Annotated in this window: 22 protein-coding genes; 19 read left to right on the top strand and 3 right to left on the bottom strand. The window is 55.5% G+C overall.

From position 1 onward, the window contains the following. Positions 1–4: 4 nt before the first annotated feature. The 7 genes from NSU18_RS13015 to NSU18_RS12985 all read left to right on the top strand — a co-directional run bounded on the left by NSU18_RS13015 (position 5) and on the right by NSU18_RS12985 (position 7,981). Positions 5–1,093: a D-alanine--D-alanine ligase gene (locus tag NSU18_RS13015; RefSeq protein WP_341149209.1), complete on the top strand. Its 1,089-nt coding sequence runs from the start codon at positions 5–7 to the stop codon at positions 1,091–1,093. Next, complete coding sequence (locus tag NSU18_RS13010) at positions 1,090–2,322, top strand: pyridoxal phosphate-dependent aminotransferase (RefSeq protein ID WP_341149208.1); 1,233 nt, start codon at positions 1,090–1,092, stop codon at positions 2,320–2,322. The genes NSU18_RS13015 and NSU18_RS13010 overlap by 4 nt, the downstream gene beginning before the upstream one ends. Before the next feature lie 283 nt (positions 2,323–2,605). Beyond that, positions 2,606–3,667: a nicotinate-nucleotide--dimethylbenzimidazole phosphoribosyltransferase gene (gene cobT, locus NSU18_RS13005; protein ID WP_341149207.1), complete on the top strand. Its 1,062-nt coding sequence runs from the start codon at positions 2,606–2,608 to the stop codon at positions 3,665–3,667. Continuing rightward, complete coding sequence (gene cobU / locus NSU18_RS13000; RefSeq protein ID WP_341149206.1) at positions 3,664–4,221, top strand: bifunctional adenosylcobinamide kinase/adenosylcobinamide-phosphate guanylyltransferase; 558 nt, start codon at positions 3,664–3,666, stop codon at positions 4,219–4,221. Before cobT ends, cobU begins: the two co-directional genes overlap by 4 nt. Then, complete coding sequence (gene cobS, locus NSU18_RS12995; protein WP_341149205.1) at positions 4,218–5,030, top strand: adenosylcobinamide-GDP ribazoletransferase; 813 nt, start codon at positions 4,218–4,220, stop codon at positions 5,028–5,030. Before cobU ends, cobS begins: the two co-directional genes overlap by 4 nt. 990 nt (positions 5,031–6,020) lie before the next feature. Beyond that, positions 6,021–7,652 carry a cobyric acid synthase gene (locus NSU18_RS12990; RefSeq protein WP_445321800.1) on the top strand — a complete coding sequence of 544 codons (1,632 nt, stop codon included), beginning with the start codon at positions 6,021–6,023 and terminating at the stop codon, positions 7,650–7,652. Between the two features lie 2 nt (positions 7,653–7,654). Next, a complete protein-coding gene (locus NSU18_RS12985; protein ID WP_036727604.1) occupies positions 7,655–7,981 on the top strand; it encodes a YnfA family protein in 327 nt (108 codons plus the stop codon). A gap of 492 nt (positions 7,982–8,473) precedes the next feature. Here the strand turns inward: NSU18_RS12985 and NSU18_RS12980 are convergent, their stop codons facing one another. Further along, positions 8,474–10,162, bottom strand: a complete 1,689-nt coding sequence (locus NSU18_RS12980; RefSeq protein WP_341019299.1) for a methyl-accepting chemotaxis protein — start codon at positions 10,160–10,162, stop codon at positions 8,474–8,476. Positions 10,163–10,460: 298 nt separating this feature from the next. On the opposite strand from NSU18_RS12980, the gene NSU18_RS12975 reads away from it, so the two are divergent. After that, entirely contained in the window at positions 10,461–11,168 is a 708-nt protein-coding gene (locus NSU18_RS12975; RefSeq protein WP_341019301.1) for a queuosine precursor transporter, read from the top strand. A 114-nt stretch (positions 11,169–11,282) separates the two neighbouring features. On the opposite strand, the gene NSU18_RS12970 is transcribed toward NSU18_RS12975, so the two are convergent. Next, positions 11,283–12,377 (bottom strand): M24 family metallopeptidase, encoded by a 1,095-nt coding sequence (locus NSU18_RS12970; protein ID WP_341019303.1) that lies wholly within the window; start codon positions 12,375–12,377, stop codon positions 11,283–11,285. A gap of 174 nt (positions 12,378–12,551) precedes the next feature. On the opposite strand from NSU18_RS12970, the gene NSU18_RS12965 reads away from it, so the two are divergent. From NSU18_RS12965 to NSU18_RS12955, 3 genes are all read left to right on the top strand, one after another. Beyond that, entirely contained in the window at positions 12,552–13,757 is a 1,206-nt protein-coding gene (locus tag NSU18_RS12965) for a PQQ-dependent sugar dehydrogenase (RefSeq protein WP_341019305.1), read from the top strand. Between the two features lie 133 nt (positions 13,758–13,890). Next, entirely contained in the window at positions 13,891–14,733 is an 843-nt protein-coding gene (locus NSU18_RS12960; RefSeq protein ID WP_341023125.1) for an SDR family oxidoreductase, read from the top strand. A gap of 955 nt (positions 14,734–15,688) precedes the next feature. Next, complete coding sequence (locus NSU18_RS12955) at positions 15,689–16,192, top strand: GNAT family N-acetyltransferase (RefSeq protein ID WP_341149204.1); 504 nt, start codon at positions 15,689–15,691, stop codon at positions 16,190–16,192. A 22-nt stretch (positions 16,193–16,214) separates the two neighbouring features. On the opposite strand, the gene NSU18_RS12950 is transcribed toward NSU18_RS12955, so the two are convergent. Further along, the gene (locus tag NSU18_RS12950; protein WP_341149203.1) at positions 16,215–16,565 is read right to left on the bottom strand and encodes a winged helix-turn-helix transcriptional regulator; all 351 of its coding nucleotides are present in this window, start codon (positions 16,563–16,565) and stop codon (positions 16,215–16,217) included. Between the two features lie 90 nt (positions 16,566–16,655). Between NSU18_RS12950 and NSU18_RS12945 the strand changes: the two genes are divergently transcribed. The 8 genes from NSU18_RS12945 to NSU18_RS12910 all read left to right on the top strand — a co-directional run bounded on the left by NSU18_RS12945 (position 16,656) and on the right by NSU18_RS12910 (position 24,282). After that, positions 16,656–16,916, top strand: coding sequence for a YqkE family protein (locus NSU18_RS12945; RefSeq protein WP_076081862.1), 261 nt, complete (start codon positions 16,656–16,658; stop codon positions 16,914–16,916). A 401-nt stretch (positions 16,917–17,317) separates the two neighbouring features. Continuing rightward, the gene (locus NSU18_RS12940; RefSeq protein ID WP_341149202.1) at positions 17,318–18,757 is read left to right on the top strand and encodes an RtcB family protein; all 1,440 of its coding nucleotides are present in this window, start codon (positions 17,318–17,320) and stop codon (positions 18,755–18,757) included. A 2-nt stretch (positions 18,758–18,759) separates the two neighbouring features. Further along, the gene (locus NSU18_RS12935) at positions 18,760–20,046 is read left to right on the top strand and encodes an ATP-binding protein (protein ID WP_341149201.1); all 1,287 of its coding nucleotides are present in this window, start codon (positions 18,760–18,762) and stop codon (positions 20,044–20,046) included. Positions 20,047–20,648: 602 nt separating this feature from the next. Continuing rightward, positions 20,649–21,176 carry a sigma-70 family RNA polymerase sigma factor gene (locus NSU18_RS12930; RefSeq protein ID WP_341019316.1) on the top strand — a complete coding sequence of 176 codons (528 nt, stop codon included), beginning with the start codon at positions 20,649–20,651 and terminating at the stop codon, positions 21,174–21,176. Further along, positions 21,169–22,386, top strand: a complete 1,218-nt coding sequence (locus NSU18_RS12925) for an anti-sigma factor (RefSeq protein WP_341019317.1) — start codon at positions 21,169–21,171, stop codon at positions 22,384–22,386. The genes NSU18_RS12930 and NSU18_RS12925 overlap by 8 nt, the downstream gene beginning before the upstream one ends. 180 nt (positions 22,387–22,566) lie before the next feature. Further along, positions 22,567–23,073 carry a metallophosphoesterase family protein gene (locus tag NSU18_RS12920; protein WP_341019318.1) on the top strand — a complete coding sequence of 169 codons (507 nt, stop codon included), beginning with the start codon at positions 22,567–22,569 and terminating at the stop codon, positions 23,071–23,073. 15 nt (positions 23,074–23,088) lie between these two features. Next, complete coding sequence (locus NSU18_RS12915) at positions 23,089–23,547, top strand: GNAT family N-acetyltransferase (RefSeq protein WP_341149200.1); 459 nt, start codon at positions 23,089–23,091, stop codon at positions 23,545–23,547. Between the two features lie 21 nt (positions 23,548–23,568). Beyond that, positions 23,569–24,282 carry an HAD family hydrolase gene (locus NSU18_RS12910; protein ID WP_341149199.1) on the top strand — a complete coding sequence of 238 codons (714 nt, stop codon included), beginning with the start codon at positions 23,569–23,571 and terminating at the stop codon, positions 24,280–24,282. Positions 24,283–24,350 lie beyond the last annotated feature (68 nt).

Here is a 24,350-nt window from a genome sequence, read left to right as displayed (position 1 = left end):
GGATATGCTAAGAGTAGGTGTGATTATGGGCGGGGTATCGTCCGAATATGAGGTGTCGCTGAAGACCGGCAGAGAGATGCTGAAGGCGCTTGATCCGGCAAAATACACAGGAATCCCGGTACACATTACCTCGCGTAAAGAGCTGCTTGAACAGGCGGAGGGACTGGACTTCGCTCTGCTCGCCTTGCATGGGGCCTACGGGGAAGATGGTACAGTGCAGGGAACCCTGGAGACGCTCGGAATTCCGTATTCCGGGAGCGGGGTGCTCGCAAGCAGCTTGTGCATGGATAAAGGGCTGGCCAAGACGATCATCCGCAGCCGCGGAATCGCTACCCCTGACTGGGTGTGCTGGGACCATATCGGGGAATTTGACCTGGAGGCCGTGGCACGGCTAAGGTATCCGGTGATGGTGAAGCCGAATTCCGGCGGGTCCAGCATCGGCATGAGCAAGGTAAGAGGGCCGGAGGAGCTGCGGGCGGCGGTGGACAAAGCTTTTGCCAGTGCAGATGGAGGAGCGGTGCTGATTGAACAATACATCCCGGGAGAGGAGATTACCTGCTCCATCCTGGGGGGAGAGCTGCTGCCGGTCATCGGGATTCAATCGCTGGGTGCGGACTGGTTCGATTATGAGGCCAAATACGAGCAGGGAGGAGCGCAGGAGCGGATTATACAGCTGCCGGATGCGTTGCAGAAACAGGTGCGGACGGCGGCATTAACCTGCTACCGGGCGTTTAAATGTGCAGTGTATGCACGGGTGGATATGCTGCTGAAGGATGGCATCCCTTATGTGCTGGAGGTGAATACATTGCCCGGCATGACAGCAACCAGTCTGTTGCCTCAGAGTGCAGCGGCAGCCGGGATGGACTTCAGCAGCCTGCTGGATGAGATCATTACCGGATCGCTGCGTGAGCGCGGGGAGCTGCATAATGCATTTGGCGGGGGAGCGCGGCTGGCTGTGGATGCAGGGGTTAAGCTGCAGGGGCAAGTCAAGGAAGCGCAGCAAGCCGATTATGGCAATCATACCCATCCTACTCATCCTACTCATCATGTCCCTCAAGCGCAGACTGTAGAATATGGAGGTGTCAGGCTATGAGCACTATAAGAAGGAATAAGGTTGCCTTGCCTGAAAATAAAAGTAGCAGCCCTGTTCACAGCCAACTCATTAATCCGCGGTTACAAGAGATTCCGCCTTCGGGCATCCGGGCTTTTTTTGATATGGCAGCGGGTAACAACGATATTATATCACTTGGAGTAGGCGAGCCGGACTTTTCAACACCCAAGCAGGTAAGAGCAGCCTGTATCCGTGCGCTGGATCGCGGGGAGACGGGATACACCTCTAACAGCGGACTGCCGGAGCTGCGGGAAGAAATTGCCGGCTATTTTGAGAAGGGCTTTGGTTTGCGCTATGATCCTGCGGACGAAATTCTGGTTACGGTGGGGAGTAGTGAAGCGGTGGATCTGGCACTGCGGGCCTTCATGGCTCCCGGGGATGAGATCCTGATTCCTTCTCCGGGTTATGTTGCCTATGCGCCTATCGCTCACCTGAACGGCGGGACACTGGCACCGGTGGAGACGAAGGTGGAGGAAGGCTTCAAGCTTACAGCAGCAGCCTTGCGCCGAGCGATTACTTCACGTTCCAAGCTGCTGATGGTGAATTTTCCAAGCAATCCTACGGGAGCGGTCATGACTTACGAGGACTGGCTGCCGGTGGCTGAAGTGGTGAAGGAGCATGGTCTGATTGTCATTTCCGATGAGATCTATGCCGAGCTGACGTATGACAGCAAGCATGTAAGCATCGCTTCCCTGCCCGGGATGCAGGAGCGGACCGTGGTGATCAGCGGGTTCTCGAAGGCTTTTGCCATGACGGGCTGGCGGGTGGGCTATGCCTGCGGGAACCGTGAGCTGCTCTCGGCCATGCTGAAGATTCATCAATACACCGCCATGTGCGCACCGCTGCCGGGGCAGATTGCTGCGGTCGAGGCGCTGCGCAGTGCGCTCCCGGATATGGAGCGGATGAAGGCATGCTTCAAAGAACGCCGCTCGCTGATCGTGGAGGGCCTGCGGGCCGCCGGATTGTCCTGCCATATGCCGCAGGGGGCCTTCTATGCCTTCGCTTCGGTTAGCCGCACCGGGATCGGGTCGGAAGAGTTCGCCATGCGCCTGCTGCAGGAGGCTGGGGTTGCCGTGGTGCCGGGTCATGTGTTCGGAGATGGAGGGGAAGGCTACATCCGCTGCTCCTACGCCGCTTCTACGGCGAAGCTGACCGAAGCGCTGGAGCGGCTGGAAGGCTTCATGAGAGTTAAAAATCTAATTGTAAGTTGATTTCATATCCCCTATAATCCTAACAGGAAGAAATAGGGAGATTGAAACGGCATTCCGGCCCGCCGCCGGATCAGGAAGCCCCCTTCTTCGAAGTTGGGGGCTTTTGGGTTGGATTGTACTAGGGGAAGGCCGGGCTGGAGAGGCAACTGGTGCAGGAGGATGGATGCCGGCTGGCAGAGAGATTATTGGCAGTAAACTATGTAAGTGTAACCTGATCAGCAGACACAGATGTATTCTTGCAGCGGGAGTCCGCTTTCGCACTAACTAATAGGAGGCATTATTAATGATCTCAGCCATTCAAGACGTAACCGGACGGATTGCTCCGCCTGACGAAAAAGCTACACTCCGCGCGGTGCTCCGCCTGAACAGTCTGACGAAGCCGCCCGGAAGCCTCGGGCGGCTGGAGGCGCTGGCTGTCCGGCTGGCCGGAATCTCCAAAGTAGAGCAGCCCTGCTACAGCAAGCGAACGGTAGTGGTTATGGCCGCAGACCATGGGGTCTGTTGTGAAGGCGTCAGTGCTTTTCCGCAGGAGGTGACCATGCAGATGGCCTATAACTTCCTCGGCGGAGGGGCGGCTGTGAATGTGCTGGCCCGTCAAGGCGGTGCTGAGGTACAATTCGTGGACATCGGGATCAACGGCGATATCGATCACCCGCAGCTGATTAACCGCAAGGTCCGCCGGGGCACAGACAATATGGCAGCAGGTCCGGCGATGAGCCGGGAGGATGCACTGCGCGCGATTCTGGCCGGAGTTCATGTGGCGCAGGAGGCGGTGAAGAACGGTACGGAGATTTTTATTACCGGGGAGATGGGCATCGGCAATACGACAGCCAGTGCGGCGGTCTTGTGCGCACTTGAAGGCATTCCGGCAGAGACGGCGGCAGGACGCGGGACAGGCATTAACGATGAGCGGCTCCAGCACAAAGTCTCGGTAATTGAACGTGCTCTCCGGGTAAATAACCCCGACCCTGCTGATCCGGTAGATGTGCTTGCTAAGGTAGGGGGGCTTGAGATTGCCGGGCTGGCCGGGCTGATTCTCGGAGCGGCGGCCCTGCGGATTCCGGTCATTCTGGACGGCTTTATCTCCGGGGCGGCAGCTCTGATCGCTCGGGCACTAGCGCCGGAATCCACAGCGTACATGATCGCTTCCCATGTCTCTGGTGAGCAGGGGCATAAGCTGATGCTTGACCGCCTCGGTCTGGAAGCACTGATTGATATGGGGCTGCGGCTGGGCGAAGGCACCGGGGGTGCGATATGTCTGCATTTCATCGAAGCGGTCTGCCGGATTATGCGTGAGATGGCGACCTTCGAGAGTGCAGGCGTCTCCGGCTCGGAGAGCGTATGAGCATTCTGGTCACGGGCGGGGCACGCAGCGGTAAAAGCGGCTTCGCCGAGCGTCTGACCCGCAAGCTGTCTGACACGCGGCAGGCGGTCTATGTGGCAACTGGACAGGCCTTTGATGCGGAGATGGAGGCGCGGATTGCCTTGCACCGGCAGCAGCGGCAGACAGACGGCTTCCAGTGGGAGACGCTGGAGGAGCCGCTCAAGCTCGCAGCGCTGCTGGAGCAGCTCTCCGGCAGCGGCCAGACAGTGCTGGTGGACTGCCTGACGCTCTGGCTGTCGAATCAGCTACTGGCTGTGGAGGAGCGGAGCGACAGGCAGGAATTAGCAGAGGCTGCAATTGCCGAACTGGAGCAGGCTGTCTCTGGCTTCGAGGGCACGCTGATTCTGGTTACGAATGAAGTGGGCGACGGCATTGTGCCGGAATATGCGCTGGGGCGGCTGTACCGTGATCTGGCGGGAAGAATGAATGCCAGGCTGGCTGCCCGGTGCGGGCAGGTCTTTCTCGTGACTGCCGGAATCCCAGTTGAGCTGAGAAGCCGGGAGTATCTCCTGTGAGTGCGCGGGGAAATGCTGCGGCCGCGTTTCAGTTCCTGACGCGGTTTCCGGTCCGCACCAAGGAAGACTTCTCGCCAGAGCTGCTGCGCGCGAGCGTGGTCTATTACCCGCTCGTCGGGGCAGCCATCGGTCTTAGCACCGCACTTGGCGCAGCAGCAGCAGGCTGGCTGCTGCCAGCCTGGCCTGCCGCTGTCGTCACCCTCATCCTGTGGGTGGGGCTGACCGGCGGGCTGCACCTGGACGGCTGGATGGACAGCGCCGATGCGCTGCTCAGCTACCGCTCCAGGGAGCGGATGCTTGAGATCATGAAGGACAGCCGTGTCGGGGCTATGGGCGTGCTGGCCTGCGTGCTGCTCCTGCTGCTGAAGGCCTCGCTGCTGGCGGCATGGCTCGAAGGCGGCAGCTTCAGCCTGCTGCCGCTGCTCCTGCTGCCGCCGGTCTGGGGCCGCTGGTACATGGTGCGGGCGATGGCCCGCTATCCCCTGGCCCGCGGCAATGAAGGGCTGGCCGCCACCTTCGGCGGGCTGCCTGCCCGGCAGGAGCGGCGCGCGGGCCTTAGCGCCGCGCTGCTGACGCTGGCCGCAGCCGCTGCGCCTCTGGCGCTGGGCGCGGGCAGCGGGGCCTGGCCGCTGCTGGCGGCTGCGGCCATCCTGGCGCCGCTGGCTGCGGCGGCCTGCGGCAGGCTCGCTGCGCGGCGGATCAACAGCCGGCTCGGCGGGCTCACCGGCGACGTCTACGGCGCGCTGGGCGAGCTGCTGGAGACGGTGGTCCTGCTTGTGCTGGTACTAATCCAGCACAACCTGCCTTAGCGGGCCGTGCGGCAACTGCCCGCATCCGAGTCCGCTTCAGTCTGAATTGTGCGCCGTACCTATGCAGTATTTATGCGCCGCTTCACGCCGCTCCCGTAGCGAACAATCAGTGACACATGCATTCTGTGCATCTAAAAACAGTGAAACAGCAGGCTTTCTTCTTGTAACTGTAGTCTATACAACTAAATTTGCCAGAATGAGCGAAAATCCAGATCTAGAAGCTGTTTAATTGCACGAGATACAGCTAAACCGAGATTCGGCGGCAGAACAGGCGATTTAGTTGTACAAACTGCGTTTAAGCCACACTCTACACTCTAACCGGGGGACTGCGTTGCCTCAGCAAGCGACGAGTTAAAGCAATGCTCACAAGTGAAAATCTGCTGAAGACTAATGCATCATCAGATTTACACTAGCGGGTGGGCATGCTGAACCCTAAAAGGACGAAAAGTGAAGTCATTGGGCCAATGTATGCTGAAAACAACATACAATGTGCAGGTAGGGATGTGTGTGGCTCGAATGTATGCTGAAAACAACATACAATGTGCAGGTAGGGATGTTTGTGGCTCGAATGTATGCTGAAAACAGCATACAATGTGCAGGTAGGGATGTTTGTGGCTCGAATGTATGCTGAAAACAACATACAATGTGCAGGTAGGGATGTTTGTGGCTCGAATGTATGCTGAAAACAACATACAATGTGCAGGTAGGGGGTGTGCGCGGCCTGAATGTATGCGGAAATCCGAACACAATGTGCTGGTGCGAAGGTAAGGGGCCTGATGTATGCGAAAAACCGAACACAATAGCAGGTGCTGTACCAGTGGTCCTCGTTGCGCCGTTCAGCCCATGTGCGCGGCTTCGCCCGGCGCAAGAACCGACGGCGCCGTCCAGCTCTTGTGAGCCGGCTCTACACCTATACGCCGCACCACGCCCGGCGACCAACAGCTGCCGCCGCCAAGCGCCGGCAGCAGCAAGAAAGCGAGGAAGATGAACATGGAAGATACAGCCGCATACACAGCCGCAGGCCGGGCAACGGAAGCCGGTCAGCGGCGGTCCGGCGCTGTGCTGATGATCCAGGGGACGGCCTCCGATGTCGGCAAAAGCCTGGTCACCGCCGCCATCGGGCGGATTATGACCCGGGACGGCTACCGGACCGCCCCGTTCAAGTCGCAGAATATGGCGCTGAATTCCTACGTCACAGCGGACGGCAAGGAAATCGGCCGTGCCCAGGGGATGCAGGCAGAAGCCTTCGGCATTACGGCTACCAGCGATATGAATCCGATTCTGCTGAAGCCCTCCGGGGAGATGAGTGCGCAGATTGTCGTGCACGGGGTGCCGCATGCTGCGCTCAGCGCGAGGGAATACCGCGAGAAGTTCCTTCCCGAAGCTAAGGACACCGTAATGGATGCGCTGGGACGACTGCGGGAGTCCTATGATATTGTGCTGATCGAAGGCGCGGGCAGTCCGGCTGAGATCAATCTCAAGAGCCGGGATATCGTCAATATGAATCTGGCCGGATGGGCGGATGCACCTGTGCTGCTGGTCGCCGACATTGACCGGGGCGGGGTCTTCGCCTTCATTGTCGGCACCCTGGAGCTGCTGGAGCCGCATGAACGCGCCCGGGTCAAGGGCTTTATCATCAATAAATTTCGCGGGGATGTCTCTCTGCTGCAGCCCGGACTGGACTGGCTGGAGGAGCGCACAGGCATCCCGGTACTCGGGGTGCTGCCGTTCCTGCCGCAACTGCGGATTGAGGCGGAGGATTCCGTAGTTCTGGAAGGAACGTCCGGCCGCCAGCGGGAGGAGTCCGCGAAGGAGCTTGATATCGCAGTCATCCGTTATCCGCGGATCTCCAACTTCACCGACTTCGATCCGCTGGAGGAGGAGCCGGATGCTGCCGTACGTTATGTGCAGTCGGCAGATGAGCTTGGAACACCGGATGTCATTATCCTGCCGGGCACGAAGAACACCGCGGCTGACCTGCAATATCTGCGCGAGCAGGGGTTCCCGGCTGCAATCGAGCGTGCGCTGGAGCGGGGAACAGAGCAGCTTGCCGGGATCTGCGGCGGGTATCAGATGCTGGGCTTGAAGCTGCTTGATCCCTATGCTGTAGAGAGTGCCGAACCGGGGGAGAGCGAGGGGCTGGGCTATCTGCCGCTCTCAACAGCTTTTCTCCAGCATAAGACTACGGTGCGGGTAAGCGGAGGGCTGGCTGCGGACCACCCCCTGCGCTTAAGCGACGCAGCCACCGGTGTAACACCGGAAGCATTGCTTGTCGCCGGGTATGAGATACATATGGGAACAACCACGAACCACGATCCGTCTTCGGTTCTTAGTCTGTTTACACTGGCCGGACCGGAGGGACAGGCTGTGCCGGAGGGTTGGGGGACACGGGATGGCAGAGTCTGGGGCAGTTATCTGCATGGGCTGTTTCATAATGATGCTCTGCGCCGGAGCTGGCTGAACGGACTGCGCATTGCCAAGGGACTGGCACCACTGAACGCCACTTTCTCGGCTGCTGCACTCCGTGAGCAGGAATTCGACCGGCTGGCAGATGCAGTAGAGTCCCATTTGAATATGGCTGCCGTATATGCAATCATGGACCTGCCGGGAGGAGGAGAATAGCGATGCTGCTTGCTGTGCTGCTGTTTGTCGTAGCTGGTCTCGCTGAGATCGGCGGCGGATACCTCGTCTGGCTCTGGCTGCGGGAATCACGCCCGTTATGGTATGGATTGGCAGGCTCGGTTATCCTGATCGCCTATGGTATAATCCCGACCCTGCAGAAGTTCCCTTCGTTTGGCCGGGTGTACGCCGCTTATGGCGGAGTATTCATCGTACTGGCTGTACTGTGGGGCTGGCTGGTGGACCGCAAGACGCCGGATCTCTACGACTGGATCGGAGCCGGCATCTGCGTCATCGGGGTATCCGTCATTTTATGGGCGCCAAGGCACTGAGCAACAACCTTCACTTCTCAAAAAAAGCAGTTCCAAAGGCTATATCGCCTCGGGAACTGTTTTTTCAATTAGTTAATTGAGTAGTTAGCTGAGTAATTAGTTAGCCGGTCCAACCGGGTAGCGTCAAGGTCAGCATCAGCATCAGTATCAGCATCAAAAATAGTTGGATTTTCGGCACTTGTTCATGCACCACTAGCACCTTGCAAAGCAATAGTTGGAAAAAAGGCACTTAAACAACCTGGAATTACCGAAAAAAGAGAATTCGCTGAAAATAAGTTACACTTCTCCAACTAAAATCCTCCAATGTTCCATAATTACTGAATTAGGATACATTTATCCAACTAAAACCTGCCTTGCTACCCGCTACCCTGTAATTAGTGACTAAACGCTTCCAGAAGCAGCGTTCCCAGAAGCTGGAGGTAGCCAGAATTTCCAGCATTCTAGTACATTTCCTGCGCTCTCGGTATCTCCACATGACCGCGCTTAGCACCCTCAAATCTTAAACTGCTGAGCGGCCTTTTGCAGCTTCACGGCCTGCTGGTAAAGGTGCTCGACGGTCTGGGCGTGGCCCTCCAGCTCCTCATGCTGGCGGGACGAGTTGTCGGCAAGTGTGTCTGCATTCTGCTGCGACTTGGCGGTAATCTGCGCCGTTTCTTCTACAGAGGCGCTGACTTCCTCGGTGCCTGCCGAGATCTGCTGAGTGGCGGCAGAGACCGACTGGATGCTGTGATTGATGCTCTGAATGAGGATCAGCAGGTGGTTAAACGCATTGCCGGCTTCGGCCACCTTGTTCATCCCGGAGGCCACTTCCGCATTGACATGGTTCATTTCGGATACAGACTGGTTCATATCCTCCTGCAGGCTCATCAGGAACTCACGGATCTGCTCATTGGATTCCTTAGACTGCTCGGAGAGCTTGCGCACTTCTCCGGCCACCACAGCGAATCCGCGGCCATGCTCCCCGGCACGGGCGGCCTCAATGGAGGCATTAAGCGACAGCATCTGAATCTGCTTGGTAATCTCGGTAATGCCCTGCACGACCTCACCGATCATCAGTGAGCGTTCGTTCATCAAGCGGAACTGCTCCAGCGATTGTTCGGAGGCCTGCTCTACCTGGCGCATCTGCTCCACTGCACTCTGGGCAATATCATTGCCGCTCTGGGCTTCGGTGGATGCTTCGCTGATCTGCTCGGTGACCTCACCGGCGGCGGAGGCAATATGCTGGATGCCCATATTGATCTCATCCATCGCGCGGGAGTTATCCATCGCGCTGCTGGCAATCATGGTACTGCCCTTGCCGATCTCCTCCACAGAGGCCGCTGAATGTTCAGCCATCTCATTAAGGATCTGGACACGCGTCTTCAGATCATTGGAATCGGCCACTACGGTCCCGGAGGTATCCAGCACATGTCCGATCATCTCCTTCAGGCGTTCACTCATGATGCGGAAGCTCTCGGAGAGCTGTCCAACTTCATCCGTACCTTTGAGAGTCAACGCTTCGGTGAAGTCGCCGCTTGCCAGCTTGTTGCTGTAGGCAGCAAGCTTAGTGATCGGGCGGGTAATTCTGCGGCTCATGAAGCCTGCGGCAGTAACCCCTACCACCAATGCCAACAGGGTAATACCTGCGCTTGTCCACAGGATGCTGCTCATCTTGTCTTTGACGAAGTCCATATCTGCGCTTGCGGCAACAATCATGGTTGTTCCGGGAATGCCGACATAGGCACTTTTATGTATACCGTGGCTATCACTATACATTTCACTAAGTCCTGTTTTTCCTTTGGAGGCTTGCTCCATGGCAGGCGTTACTTCTATCGCTTCATCCGGTTTGAGCTTGGCACCATGATCTGCGGTCAGGACAGTGGCCTGGCCATCCTTCAGATTGATGAGGAAGATCGTATCCACATCCAGCTTTTTACGCTTATCCTCCAGATAGAATTCGACGTTGGTCCTGGCCTGCTCATTCTTGTTCAGGGTCTGCTGCGCACTGGTTGCATTCAGGTTCTTATAGGCATCCTGGGCTGCGGCACTCAGAGACTTGTCGATCTGCGGAATGACATAGCTGTTAATGGTGCCGATAGATATAATGTAGAAGCTGATACTCAGCGTAAGAGAAGTGAGTAGCAGAACGACGAACAGCAACAGCGTAAACTTGCGGCTAATTGATTTTTTGAAGCCAAACATGGCATTCGCTCCTTTTTACGTGAAATGCATCTTAATCTCCATATTCTATAGAATTAACCTCCGGTTGAATAGTGAAAAATTGCTATTTGCTGCATTATTTTCAGAAATACCTGAATATTTAATGACTCTATCACTATTTCGGCAAAAAGAAGCAAGGAATTGCTGCTTTTCTGAAAATTTAAAATTTCATAGCATGTTAGCTTTGTATGTGATAGAGTAGTTATGTTTTGTTTCTTAACTGTGATCCGCGGTTCGTAACCATCCCGCGTAACCAAAACTAGGAGGAATACCAGGCATTATGTTTAACTTGTTGTGGGGCGTTTGTTTTGTTGTCGTTAATTTTGTGTTTTTTCTGCTGTGCTACCGCTTATTCGGTAAAAAAGGGCTCTACGCCTGGGTCGGCATGGCGACCGTAGTCGCTAATATCCAGGTGGCTAAGACCATTGCGATGCCGTTCGATATTGTAATGACGCTGGGCAATACGATGTATGTCACGCTCTATATGACCAGTGACCTGCTCAATGAGCGGTACGGCCGGGCTGAAGCGCGGAGCGCCGTGTGGTTCGGCTTCTTCACACTGCTCATGACGACCGTCATTATGCAGATGGTGCTTGTGTTCAAGCCTCAGGAGACGGACATTGCCCAAGCCGCACTGCAGAGGATATTTGGCCTGATGCCGAGACTTGCGCTGGGCAGTTTGACCGCTTATTTTATCAGCCAGTTCCTGGATGTACGGCTCTATGCCTGGATACGAAAATATTACGGCAGCTCTAAGCAGCTATGGATTCGCTCGAACGGCAGCACGATGATCAGCTCCTTTGTCGATACGCTGATCTTCTGTACGATTGCTTTTGCCGGGACCTATGACATGAAGGTGTGGACCGAGATTCTGCTGACCACCTACCTGTCCAAGTTCATTCTCACGGCCGCCGGCACGCCGGTGCTGTATCTGGGCCGTTCCTTCAAATTCGCCGAAGATGAGCAGAAGTCTGTTATCCGGGAGTAAGCCTCCCGACGATTAAAGCCCCAGCCCCGAAGATCGGGAGACTGGGGCTTTTGTGTGCCGTGATGTATAGCGGACTCGCGCGCTAACTTGAAGCTTCCTGAACGTTCGGCAGAATTACAGGTTAAGCACTGTCCATTCTTTGGGGAAGCTGGTCAGCGTCTGCGGACCTTCGGCGGTGACCAGCACATCGTCCTCAATGCGCACACCGCCGAGACCCGGCACATAAATCCCCGGCTCTACGGTGAAGACGTTGCCGTTCCGGATAATATCCGTATTCAGCCCGTGCAGCGAAGGATACTCATGGGTATCCATGCCCAGCCCGTGTCCGACACGGTGCATGAAGTACTTCCCGTAACCTGCGGCATCAATCACATCACGTGCGGCCTTGTCGACAGAACCGAAGGTCGCTCCAGCTACAGAAGCGGCAATACCCGCTTCGTTAGCGGCGAGCACAGTATTGTAGATGTCTCGCAGCGTGCTGTCTACTTCCCCCACGGCGAAGGTGCGTGTAATGTCCGAGGCGTAGCCTCCGGCATAGACACCCAGGTCGAACATTAACAGGCCGCCCGGCTGAATCAGGCGTTCGCCTGGTACGCCGTGCGGCAGGGCCGTGTTCGAACCGGACAGCACCATCGTGTCGAAGGAGGGGCCGGAGGCGCCGGCTTTTTTCATCAGATACTCCAGCTCCGCTACCAGTTCAATCTCGCTGACTCCGGCTTTGACATGCGCCAGGCCTTGGCGGAGAACCTCCTCCACCAGCTCGGCGGCATGCTTCATGATACGCACTTCCTCCGGGGTCTTGACCGCGCGCATCGCCCGGAGCAGATGGCCGATATCCTGGTAGGAACCGGCGGCGACCGCTTCTGCGAGCAGCTCATAACGGCTGAGCGAGAAGTGTTCCTTCTCGATGCCGATGCTGCCCGGACTTACACTGCCGAAGCGAGACTTCAGCAGAGCATACGGGTTGTCCGTGTCGCTGTGTGTCAGAATCGTCTTCACCGAGGAGGCGGCATGCGCGGCTTCGGCGTCCAGCGCCGGAACGATCAGCACCGGTTCTTCGCCCCGGATCAGCAGCAGGCCCAGAAAACGTTCATGCGGGTTGCTGGCAAAGCCCGTCAAATAGTACACATGCTTGGGATCGGTTACGAGCAGGGCATCCAGGCTTGCGGCTGTCATGTCCTGCTCCAGTTGTTGCAGAGCTGCATTCATTTCAATAGTTCCCCTTTCATCTACACGCTTGAACAGCAATGTTCCCATTATAATTCATAAAAATGGATGCTGCACCTCCCGTTATCACTGCAGCCTCAGTCGTTTGAGGGAGAGAAGCACAGGGTAATAGTTGCCACAATCAGGATTTGATAATACCTGAAGGAGGTTAGAAACATGGCTGTAACCAAAATACGGCTGCTCTCCCGTACCTGTCTGCTGCGTGTAACACTGGTCTTGATGATGACATTGCTGTCAGCCTGCACTCCCGCTGCACAGGAGGATAGTCTGCAGGAGAATGGGGCAGAAGGCAGTCCGCCGGTCAACGCCCAGCCTGATGAAGCTCCGGGTGTATCCCCGGATTTACCCTATACTGCTGAGACTGTAGCCAGGGGCCTTGAGGTTCCCTGGGAGATGGCGTTTGCAGCGGATGGACGGATTTTCATTACCGAGCGTTCCGGCAGCCTGCGTGTCATGGAGAACGGCAAGCTGCGCGATACTCCGCTGCTGAAGCTCTCGGAACCTTTTGTCAGCAAGGGAGAAGGCGGGCTCTTGGGGCTTGCGCTTGATGCTGATTTTGAGCAGAACGGACGGGCTTATGTCTATCACACCTACCGCACGGAAGAGGGCGAACCGGCGAACCGGGTGCTGCAGATTCAGATTGGAAGAGAAGCAGCAGAGATCAGCCGGGTTCTGCTGGATCACATACCGGGCGACACCAATCATAACGGCGGACGGATCAAGCTCGGGCCGGACGGGAATTTGTACATCACCACAGGTGACCGCTATGAGCCGGAGCTGGCGCAGGACAAGAATAGTCTGGGCGGCAAAATCCTGCGGATTACGCCCGGCGGCTCCATCCCCGAAGACAACCCGTGGCCCGGCTCGCCGGTCTACAGCATGGGTCACCGCAATGCCCAGGGGCTGGCCTGGCAGCCGGAGAGCGGCGCGCTCTACAGCTCCGAGCATGGCCAGTCCAGTCATGATGAGCTGAACCTAATCAAGGCCGGAGCCAACTATGGCTGGCCGCTGATCGAAGGCGATGAGACCGGAGAGGGTCAGCCGAAGCTGACAGCTCCGCTGGCCCACAGCGGTGAGGAGACTTGGGCTCCGTCAGGAATGACCTTCATTACGCAGGGACCCTGGGCCGGTGAGCTGCTGGTTGCCAGTCTGGCCGGGCAGCAGCTCCTAAGGGTATCGCTGCCGCCAGCGGGCGAAGCACCTTCAATAACCAGTCTGTTCAAGGAAAAGTACGGACGAATCCGCAATGTGGCGGAAGGGCCGGATGGCACCCTGTACCTTATGACCAACAACCGCGACGGCAGAGGCGGCCCACAGGCGCAGGATGACCGGCTGATTGCGCTGCGTCCGGACTGGAAGTGAAGAGTGGCGGTTTTTGGACTATGTTAACCCTCTGAAATGATGTAACATGAGCTTAACGCATATACTTACTCGGATTAGGCCAGCCCGGCACAATTGCCGCTAGGGCCTGTATGCAGGAGAGGGGAAGATGTCCATGCAAGGAAAAACAGTGCTGATCACCGGCGCCAACTCCGGGATGGGGCTGGCTACAACCGTAGAAATGGCCCGCAGAGGGGCTACTGTCATTATGGCCTGCCGCAGCCTTAAGCGGGGGGAAGAAGCGCTTGCCGATGCTGTGCGGCAGAGCGGATCCAGCCAGATCCGGCTGATGCTGTGCGATCTCGCTTCCTTCGATAGCATCCGCGCTTTTGCCGGGGAGTTCACTGCCGAGTATCCTGTACTGGATGTTCTAATTAATAACGCAGGAGTGGTAGCACTGAAGCGTGAGCTGACGGCGGACGGCTACGAGCTGGACCTGGGCGTGAATCATCTGGGGCACTTCCTGCTGACCCATCTGCTGCTGGATAATCTCAAGGCTGCTGAACAGGGCCGGATTGTGGTTGTGGCTTCGGGAGCATATAAGCTCGGCAAGCTGTACCTGGAGGATCATACGTTATCCCGCGGCTTCAATCCGGCGAAGGCATACGCCCGCTCCAAGCTGGCGAATATTCTGTTCACCCGTGAGCTGGCTGCGCGCTTGAAGGATACCCGGGTTACGGTGAATTGTCTGCATCCGGGCGCGGTGGGGACGAGTATCGGGGTGAACCGGGAGACTGGTTTTGGGCGCGGAGTACTGAAGCTGCTGTCCCGCTTCTTCCTGACACCTGAGCAGGGAGCAGATACGGCCATCCTGCTGGCGACTGTGCCGGAGCTGGACGGGGTAAGCGGGCAATATTATTACCGCCGCAAGATCAAGGAACTGACGCCGCGGGCGGAGGATACAGAAGCGGGCGCACGATTATGGAAGTGGAGTCTGGAGCAGACGGGGCTTGAGTAATGCTCTTTCAATAGGGTTGGTTCAGCATTGCTGCACCTGTGGAACTGCTGCGTAATAAGACCGGTTTGAAGTATAATTACTCTGCTAGACCATTCAGATCTAAACAAGTGATTCCACTACTAGAGCATCAACTTTAAAACTGTAAGAATGAACCTCAAGTGTGTTAAAGGCTGAGCACGAACATCGAGCTAGATATTGGGCTGATCCTGCACCCGTTACCGATTTCTGCTCTTACATTCAAGTAGGTGATTGTATTTCCTGCAATAGAAAATGGATTACTGACCGTAAAATGAGATTCTATTGTATTTTATACAGTAGAATGTTGTGTTTTGGGTAAAAAATGGCCTGTTTTCAACATTCCATTGTACGGAATACACTAGATTCTATTTTAAAGCCTTTTTTACAGCATTCCATTGTACAAAATGCAGTTACTATCGTTCCAGCGCCTACAGCATCCGAATGACTGCAGTGCGAATGAGACGCTGGCTCGTTAAGGTCCGGTAATGGTCTCATATTCACTCTGCTGAGGGACTCGGTGTAACGGACGGATGAACTCCTATTCTGGAAGAAAGCCACCTTTAGCAAGTAAAGAACCCCATGGAGGAAGGAATTGATTCGGTTCGTAGCGAACGCTCAGAGATAGATGTAGTTTATACAACTAAAACCAGGGAGATGGAAGACTTTCCTCTTTTAATTGTAATTCGTACAACTAAATCTGCCACAATGGGCCAAAATCCTGGTATAGTGGCATTTTAGTTGTACAAAATACAGCTAAACAAGGATTCGGCAGCACATCCGGCGATTTAGTTGTACAGATTGCAATTAAGCCTACCCTTGCACTATAACCAGGGCGCAGTAAGCCTTCAGCAAGCGCGATGGGTCAAAGTAATTCTCACACGTTTAGATCTGATACAGTACTACGGATGCTCATACCACAATTAGGAGGATATACAGCATGAATTGGCAGGCTTACAGTATAGAGGATGCAATAATAGAGGATTTGGAAGCAATTGTGGAGATCTATAATTCGACGGTTGCCGGAAGAGTGGTAACTGCGGATCTTGAGCCGGTAAGCGTAGAGGAGCGGGTGGGGTGGTTCCATGAGCATAACAGCCATCACCGGCCGCTGTGGGTACTGAGACAGGGCGGCGAGATCGCGGCCTGGTTCAGCTTCCAGTCCTTCTACGGCCGTCCGGCCTATAATGGAACAGCAGAGATTAGTGTCTATGTAAATGAGAAATTCCGCGGGAGCGGTGCGGGAAGCATTCTGCTCGCCAAGGCGGTGGAGGAATGTCCGCGCCTTGGGCTGCAGAATCTGGTCGGGTTCGTATTTGGCCATAATGAGCCCAGCCTCGCCCTGCTGCGGAAGTTTGGCTTCAAGGAGTGGGGGCTTTTGCCGGGAGTTGCGGTGCTTGACGGTATCCCCCGCGATCTGGTCATCATTGGCCGCAAGCTGTAAATATATAATTAGACAGGCTTTACTAAGGGTGCGGAGGAGCGCTGAAGGCGGAACGGCATTCCTCTTCTGTAATCCAGGATTCCGACCAGACCTGAAGATCGCGGATGACGGATTCCAGCGCCCGGCCTTTGCCTGTAAGTGAATACTGGATGCGGACGGGGGTCTCAGGGAACACCTCGCGCAGCACGATGCCTTCCTGCTCCAGCTCCTTCAGCCGTTCGGACAGCAGCCTGCCGCTGACAGGCAGCGAGGACTCGATTTCCCCGAAGCGCTGGGGGCCTGAGAGCAGCTGATAGATGATTAAGCCCGTCCAGCGTCTGCCGATAATATCCATGCTTTTTTGTAATCTTGGACATAACTCTGTGGATTTCATTAGGCTCACCTCTTACTGTACATTATAAACGAATTTCCCTGTACCTAAAACAAATTTGAAGGATTATAGCCGCATGAAAGGATGATTCCCATGGCAAAAAAGAAGAAGAATACACCGGTTCCGCGCCCTGCGGCAACCGATGCTCCGGCAACCCTGAAGGATATGCTGAGCGGCGAGGTGCTGGAGAAGCTAAAGGCGCAGTCCGACGCGCTCAAGGCAGAAGAACGGGACAAGAAGGAGGCTGTCCTGAAGGCAGCCGAGGATAAGCGCAAGGCGGAGCAGAAGCGGCTGGAAAACGACTTCGGCCACCTGCTGGAGAACAGCAATCAGGACTGGTCCAAATTTAAGTAAAATAATTCTTTCCCAGAATAAGGGTTGACAATCTGCTGCAAGGCCATATATTATTGGGTTTATCATTTAGAGAAGGGAGGCTGACGGGTCATGATTGGAACAAATGAACGGAACAGACAGCAGGAACACCTGACAACCGCATATGTACGATCTGATCTCATCGCCTTCGTCCGGAAGACATAATGCACAGGGTATTGCTGCTGATGTCTGAACTGAATACGGGTGTGCTTTGAACGGGTGCAAGCTTCAACGGGAAGCTGCACTTAGCGCGCCGGGAGCCGCATGATCAGAACTGGTCTGCGGCTCTTTTTTGTGTACCTGGATACTCGAAATTTGCTGAACCCCTATGGAACCAAACCAGAAACCCAACCTGAGAGGAAATGAAAATAGATATGAACAGCATGAAGCAACAAGCGGAGGAGATCTCCCGCTATAAACATGAGGTGGCCCTTCCGGGCGGCGATCTCAAAATCTACGCCAGTGAGCAATTATTCGGGACGCTGGATTACAAGGTCCTGGAGATGGCTAACAATAATCTGCAGATTCCCGGCATCGAATATATGAGCTACACTCCGGATGTGCATGTAGGCGTCGGAACCTGCATCGGTACAACCGCAGTCTGGGATGCCGAATCAGGCTATGTGTCGCCGTCCATTGTGGGCAGCGACATCGGCTGCGGGATGCGCGTGCATCTGACCAACCTGCATATGGATGATCTGCGCGAGGTGAAGCTGCGCCGCAAGCTGGTTCGCGCCATTGAGAAGTATCTGCCCATGGAGGCCCAACAGCGCGGCCACTACAGCGATATCCGGCTGGAGAATATCGTACGTAAGGGACTGCACGGCCTGCCTAATAAGTATATCCCGGACAGCTACACGCCGAAGAAATCGAGCGCGCTGTCCCACGTGGAGATCAGCAAGCTCAGCTTCAATGAAGAGATTCTGAATGAGCTGCCGGACATGGCTTGGCACCGGGGCCACCGCCAGCTCGGAACTCTTGGCGGCGGCAACCATTTCGTAGAGATTCAGGCGATTGAGATCGCAGAGGAGCAGCGGGAAGTAGCCGAAGCCTGGGGACTGAAGGACGGACAGATTGCCGTGATGATCCACTCCGGCTCACGGGCCTGGGGCGGTATGGTCAATCAGTTCTGCACCCCGGCGTTCGCCAAGGCCATGGGCCAGCTGGGGCTGGGCAGCGCCGACCCGCGTCTGATCTTTGCGCCTCTGGCACACCCGCAGGCTCAGCGCTATGTTAATCTGATGTACTCGGCACTGAACTATGCGGTGGTGAACCGCCACCTGATCGCTTATGGAGTCCGTGAGGGCTTCCGGGACGTCTTCGGCACGAAGTGCGAGCTGCGTACCCTTTACGATCTGATGCACAATTACGCCTGGGAAGAGAAGACCTCCTCAGGCAGCAAGTTCGTCCACCGTAAGGGGGCCACCCGCGCTCTGCCTGCGGAGCATGCGGATAATCCGCGCCCTTATGCAGCGACCGGACATCCGGCGCTGATTCCCGGCTCGATGGGAACCGCATCCTATATCATGGTCGGCCAGCCCGGCGGGGAAGAGAATTATTATTCCATCTGCCACGGTGCAGGACGTATCCGCTCCCGCTCGGCTACCAAGCGGCTGGTGAGTGTCCAGGAGTTCTCCCAGTCCATGAAGGTAGGAACGGAAGATGAGATTGTTGTGAACCAGCATTCCCTGGAATCTATTATTGACGAATCTCCCCAAGCCTATAAGAATGTAGATGAGATCATAGAAAGCGTTACGGGCGCCGGCCTGGCTGCCGTGGTGGCCAAGTGCAAGCCGCTCGCAGCGATAAAGGGGACGAAATAAGGATGGAGCAGGAGAACAAGAAACCGGCTGTAATCTATGAATATGATGAAGAAAGAGCTGGAATCATCAAAGGCTACGATGTGTACGCCCGTCTGGTGGACGGCATCCTTGAAGCTCTCTATACCCGGTACGGTGTCCGTTATGAGTTGTATGCCAGCGATGATCCCAACAGTGAATACTGGAAGCTGCTGGAGAACGATGTGCAGAGCGGGAATGCCGGTGTGGAGCATGTAGCGCGGATTTTTGACCGGCTGGAGGACCGGACCTTCGTGTTCGACGATGAGAAGGAGCAGCCGGAATACCATATCCATCTGTCGGTCCGCAATAATGTGCTCGCTTATCCGGCGATGGGCATTGCGCTGGCGCGGGTTCCAGTGTTTCAGGAGAACGGGATTAACTTTCAGGATTATGTGTTTGCCGCATCGGATCAGCAATTGCAGTTCTTTCTTGGCAATGTGCGCAAGCGTCAGCGGGAGCAGAATATCAACAAGGTGACGGTGTTCACCGACCGGCGCAACGGGATTTCCCGGGAGGATGAGCCGATTACGCGTGCGGTTAGGCGTGAAGAGGTGATTTTGGATGCCGGTATCAAAAAAGAGATCTACCGCTCGCTCGACCAGTTCTTCGACAGCGACCGCAGCTTCTATGTTACCAATGACATCCCGTACAAACGGGGGATTCTGCTCTACGGACATCCGGGCAACGGCAAGACCACACTGGTCAAATCGATTGCCGGGAGCGTCCCGGGACCTGTGCTCTATTGGCAGATTACCGAATATACGAGCAGCGAATCGGTGAATGAGGTGTTCGAGGCGGCCGCGCGGCTGGCACCGATGGTACTGGTGATCGAGGATATCGACTCCATGCCGCAGGAGGTGCGCTCCTTCTTCCTGAACACGCTGGACGGTGCCACCTCCAAGGAGGGGATTTTCCTGATTGGCACGACCAATTACCCGGATAAAATTGACCCGGGTCTCATGAACCGCGCCGGTCGCTTCGACCGGGCCTATGAGATCAAAATGCCAAGCGAGGCGCTGCGCCTTGAATATCTGCAGCTGCGCGGCTTCTCCGCCTTCGCAGGTGAGGAAGGCACGGCCACCGCTGCGCGGCTGACCGGGGATTTCTCCCTGACCCAGCTCGGCGAGCTGTATGTCAGCGCAGCTCTGGAATGGCATGAGAACGGCAGAGCAGATGTGGAGCTTCTGGTGCGTGGCATGCGCGGCGAACTGGACAAGGGCCGCAAGCGGGAATGGATGAAGGATGCCTCGTCCAGCATCGGCTTTTATTGAGCCGCCGGGGAACTGAGGCGGAATAACAAGTACTTGAGGGAGCCGTTAGGCTCCTTTTTGTTCGTAATGTCCAAGAAATGATGACGGGGAGGCGCGTCGGCCAAATGTAATCGGAAAACCGATCACAATGGAACCGAATGCAGCGCGTCGGCCAAATGTAATCGGAAAACCGACCACAACTGGACCAGATGCAGCGCGTCGGCCAAATGTAATCGGAAAACCGACCACAATTGGACCAGATGCAGCGCGTCGACCAAATGTAATCGGAAAACCGATCACAACTGGACCAGATGCAGCGCATCGGCCGAATGTAATCGGAAAACCGATCACAATGAAACCGGATGCAGCGCGTCGGCCAAATGTAATCGGAAAACCGACCACAATTGGACCAGATGCAGCGCGTCGGCCAAATGTAATCGGAAAACCGATCACAATGGAACCGAATGCAGCGCGTCGACCAAATGTAATCGGAAAACCGACCACATTCTAAATAAGCGTATCCATGCTACCACCTATGGTTCACTTGTTAGGGCGAACTTGTTTAGCGTTCCAAAGTATTTAGGGAATTTCGTGCAGAGATGTAACTTTTCGCGTGCTCATACGTGGATGGAGTAAGAGGGGAGGAGATGGAGCCGAATTCGCTGGATGAACTATATGAACAATATGTTGACGACATCTACCGCTATCTGCGCTCCCTCTGCCAGGACCATCATGCGGCTGAAGATTTAATGCAGGATACCTTTTATCGGGCGTATCTGTATCTGGAGGATTGCCGGGAGGAGCGGATTAAGCCGTGGCTGTTCCGGGTCGCCTATAATGCATTCGTGGATTATACGCGCAAAGAGAAGCGGAGTATAGCGAAGGAAGGCGCATATTTCAGCAGCCTGCCCCACCCGGAGACGACGGAAGGCACTCTGCTGAAGCAGGAACGCTGGGAGGAAGCGGCGCGGACGCTAAGACTGCTGCCGGAGGGGCAGCGTCATGCTCTGCTGCTGCACGATGTGCACGGGCTGAGCTATAAGGAGGCCGCCGGCATTATGGAGGTGGGCTTGTCCCAATACAAGATACTCGTATTCCGCGCCAGGCAGAAGCTGCGTGAGGCGGATCGGAGGAGGAATGAGCATGAGTGAGGAATTTAAAGAGAAGCTGCGCAAATACAGTGAAGGCACTCTCCCGGAGGAAGAGCGTGACGAGGTTGAAAGCGAGCTTGTAAAGCTTGAGGCGTATCAGCTGTATCTGGAGGAGCAGATGGAACGGGAAGAGCAGGACGGGCAGGCCACCGGGAGCTGGACCAAGACAGATGCGCAAGGAAGCGCAGCTCCAGAGTTCAAAAAGGCGAAAACGAAGAAGAAGCGAAGAGAGAAGTCCATTATCCGCCGGGGCAAATGGAAGGCGCGGATCAGCAACACGTTAACAGTATTTTCGATGTTTCTGCTATTTACGGTCATCAGCAGCATTATTACAGCAGTTTTTTACAGCACCGGAGAACGTGGTGACACTTACAGAGATGTGGTGTCATCAGCAATTGCCGTTACCCGTCCCAATACAACGGTGCGGCTGTCAGCGAATGCGCATTATTTTTTCCGGATGGAGTTATCCGGGAATCTGCTGAAGCAGGTGGGCAGCGAGAGAATTCAGGTTGGTAATTATACGCAGAATTTTGTTCTGGGACTGGCCAATATTGGGATGTTTAATTGGGTGGATGAGCAGAACGGGGCTGGAAATGTGTTCTATTATCCGCCTGCGAAGGGGACTGCAGGGGGAGGAGATGACAATTATCAGTGGAAGAGGCTTACCAAGCTTCCTGAAGGTACGGTTGCCGAAGCTTATCTGTCGCTAGACCGTCTGTATACGACCGATGAACTGCTGAAGCAACTGGAGCCGCTGAATCTTCAGCCTGTCTGGTTTGGGGCGGATACCGGACCTTCGACGAGGGATAACGATGTGGTCGTATACCCGCTTGGCTTTCCCTATGATCCCATATGGCACGCAGATGATATGAAGAGATCGGCGGTCACCAAGGAAAAAACAGGCTGGTTCAGCTCCGTATCTACCTACAGCAGCGTGTCGCCTTCCGTTGAAGCATACGGGAGCGGCGAACTGCGGGATGCTAACTTCATCAAGACACTTAGACTGCTGCAGGAGCATCCGAAGCTTACCAGGTCAGCGGCATACATCAATCAGTTAGACACCTCTGTGGCTTATCTGGAGCAGAACGGAGTGAAACTCTACGGTACCGTTGTCACCGGACCGGTCAAGGAACTGCTGAAGCTTCGTGAAGCTTCATGGGTCCGGCATTTGCAGGTGGGCGAAGTCCGGCTGTGGAACTGGACGGAGTGAGGATGGGAATATGAAAAATGGCTGAAGGATCAGATCGTGGTGACCTGCAGCTTCAATTTGCATTCCCGCTTCAGGGCATCGTACAATAATAGAACGTAAACTTGGGTTAGAATATGCAAATGGCTGAGAGTCGCAGTTTACCGCGCTTCTTAGCCATTTTGAATAAGGAGGAGAAGGCAGATGAAGATTGGAGTAGTCTCGGATACACATCTCTCGAGCAGAGCGAAGGGCTTGCCGTCCGTGCTTGTGGAAGAATTCCGCCAGGTGGATATGATTCTGCATTTGGGAGACTGGGTGTCGCCGGAGATCTATGATATGCTGTCCGAGCTTGCCCCGGTGGAGGGGATTGCCGGAAACAACGATGGCTATGAGATTATTGAGCGCTTCGGCGAGAGTAAGATCCTAACGCTAGAGGGCATGCGCATCGGAATGATTCACGGACACGCGCCGTATTCCCGTAAAGGGACGGATGGCAATGCACTGCTGGCCTTTGAAGGCCAGGAGGTGGACTGCATTCTGTTCGGCCATTCCCATCAGCCGCTGATGCGCCGGGAGAACGGGATTCTGCTGTTCAACCCCGGTTCCCCTACAGATAAGCGGCGCGAAAAGCAATATTCCTTCGGTCTGATGGACATTACGGACCGGAAGATCACAGCCCGTCATGTCTTTTATGATTCCAAGGCGTAAGGGGGAGCAGCATTGTTGAACTTTCGGTTTGAACGGGCGGGTCTTGAGGATGTGGGAGAGCTTGCACCGGTATTTGATGAATACCGCAGCTTTTACGGCCAAGCCGCCGACCTGGAAGCTGCCCGTGAGTTCCTGACGGCAAGACTGCAGAATGAGGAATCGGTTGTCTTCATGGCGGTCGCCGGTGAGGGTGAAGACAGGCAGGTTCATGGATTGGCGCAGTTATATCCTTCGTTCTCGTCTATTACGGTGCAGCCGATATGGATTTTGAATGATCTGTACGTGACGCAGGAGCAGCGGGGGCAGGGACTGGGTTCCCTGCTGCTTGAAGGCGTGAAGGGATACGCACAGGGGACGGGAGCGAAGGGCCTGACACTGTCCACCATGATAGACAACAGAGGGGCCCAGCGTTTATATGAAGCCCATGGATATGTGCGGGACGAGAGCTTTTATAATTATTATTTATATTTCTGAGGTGCTGTAAGGAGAATTCATGTGACGGATACAAGTAATAAGCTGGCTGTGTTTTTTGATCTGGATGATACGCTGTATGACCACCTGGTTCCCTTCCGGGAAGCGGTACGTGAGGTGCTGGCCCCTGAGGAGGACAAGCTGGATTACGCAGAGCTGTTCTATACGGTAAGACATCACAGTGATTTGCTGTGGCCGAAGTATCTGCGCGGGGAGATGGAGCTTGCGGAGACGCGGGTGATGCGGCTGGAACTGGCTTTTGCAGAATATGGCTTGCCGCTCTCCCGGGAGCAGGCTGTGCAGATACAGGCCTCTTATATTGCCCGCCAGTATACGATTGAAATGATCGAAGGCGTAGCGGAGCAATTACAGCGGTTCATTAGCCAAGGCCACCCGGTAGGCATTATCACGAACGGGCCGCAGGAGCACCAGATGGGCAAGCTGCGCGGGCTGGGGATCGACCGGCTCATTCCGCCGGAGATGATCTTCATCTCGGATGCGGTCGGTCTGGCGAAGCCGGACCCGGCGATCTTCGCCCATGTTAACCGTGCGACGGGAACGACGCCGGAGAACAGCCTCTATGTAGGCGACACCTGGGCCAACGATGTGGTCGGGGCACTGACGGCAGGCTGGCAGGTATGCTGGTACAATCCGCGCGGGCGGAAGCCGGGTACGGACCATACGCCGAGCTACATTTTCACCAACTATAAGGAATTCAGCGAGCTGCCGCTGGTGTAATGTTCATACACAAAAAGGTGCCCTCCGTGAGCGAAAGGCACCTTTTTGTGTATTTTACCTGGAAGCTA

It is taken from the genome of Paenibacillus sp. FSL H8-0048 (assembly GCF_038002825.1).
GTDB lineage: Bacteria > Bacillota > Bacilli > Paenibacillales > Paenibacillaceae > Paenibacillus_AQ.
Note: the sequence above shows the minus strand (reverse complement) of the source record. Positions and strands in the feature narration are given on the sequence as shown.

What these genes read in the sequence shown, in the direction of transcription:
- NSU18_RS12955 (WP_341149204.1), top strand. Translation starts at nt 15,689, where the DNA reads ATGAATTGGCAGGCTTACAGTATAGAGGATGCAATAATAGAGGATTTG.
- NSU18_RS12935 (WP_341149201.1), top strand. Translation starts at nt 18,760, where the DNA reads ATGGAGCAGGAGAACAAGAAACCGGCTGTAATCTATGAATATGATGAA.
- NSU18_RS12945 (WP_076081862.1), top strand. Translation starts at nt 16,656, where the DNA reads ATGGCAAAAAAGAAGAAGAATACACCGGTTCCGCGCCCTGCGGCAACC.
- NSU18_RS12925 (WP_341019317.1), top strand. Translation starts at nt 21,169, where the DNA reads ATGAGTGAGGAATTTAAAGAGAAGCTGCGCAAATACAGTGAAGGCACT.
- NSU18_RS12965 (WP_341019305.1), top strand. Translation starts at nt 12,552, where the DNA reads ATGGCTGTAACCAAAATACGGCTGCTCTCCCGTACCTGTCTGCTGCGT.
- NSU18_RS12985 (WP_036727604.1), top strand. Translation starts at nt 7,655, where the DNA reads ATGCTGCTTGCTGTGCTGCTGTTTGTCGTAGCTGGTCTCGCTGAGATC.
- NSU18_RS13010 (WP_341149208.1), top strand. Translation starts at nt 1,090, where the DNA reads ATGAGCACTATAAGAAGGAATAAGGTTGCCTTGCCTGAAAATAAAAGT.
- NSU18_RS12970 (WP_341019303.1), bottom strand. Translation starts at nt 12,377, where the DNA reads ATGAATGCAGCTCTGCAACAACTGGAGCAGGACATGACAGCCGCAAGC.
- NSU18_RS12975 (WP_341019301.1), top strand. Translation starts at nt 10,461, where the DNA reads ATGTTTAACTTGTTGTGGGGCGTTTGTTTTGTTGTCGTTAATTTTGTG.
- NSU18_RS12920 (WP_341019318.1), top strand. Translation starts at nt 22,567, where the DNA reads ATGAAGATTGGAGTAGTCTCGGATACACATCTCTCGAGCAGAGCGAAG.
- NSU18_RS12950 (WP_341149203.1), bottom strand. Translation starts at nt 16,565, where the DNA reads ATGAAATCCACAGAGTTATGTCCAAGATTACAAAAAAGCATGGATATT.
- cobU (WP_341149206.1), top strand. Translation starts at nt 3,664, where the DNA reads ATGAGCATTCTGGTCACGGGCGGGGCACGCAGCGGTAAAAGCGGCTTC.
- cobT (WP_341149207.1), top strand. Translation starts at nt 2,606, where the DNA reads ATGATCTCAGCCATTCAAGACGTAACCGGACGGATTGCTCCGCCTGAC.
- NSU18_RS12940 (WP_341149202.1), top strand. Translation starts at nt 17,318, where the DNA reads ATGAAGCAACAAGCGGAGGAGATCTCCCGCTATAAACATGAGGTGGCC.
- NSU18_RS12980 (WP_341019299.1), bottom strand. Translation starts at nt 10,162, where the DNA reads ATGTTTGGCTTCAAAAAATCAATTAGCCGCAAGTTTACGCTGTTGCTG.
- NSU18_RS12960 (WP_341023125.1), top strand. Translation starts at nt 13,891, where the DNA reads ATGCAAGGAAAAACAGTGCTGATCACCGGCGCCAACTCCGGGATGGGG.
- NSU18_RS12990 (WP_445321800.1), top strand. Translation starts at nt 6,021, where the DNA reads ATGGAAGATACAGCCGCATACACAGCCGCAGGCCGGGCAACGGAAGCC.
- NSU18_RS13015 (WP_341149209.1), top strand. Translation starts at nt 5, where the DNA reads ATGCTAAGAGTAGGTGTGATTATGGGCGGGGTATCGTCCGAATATGAG.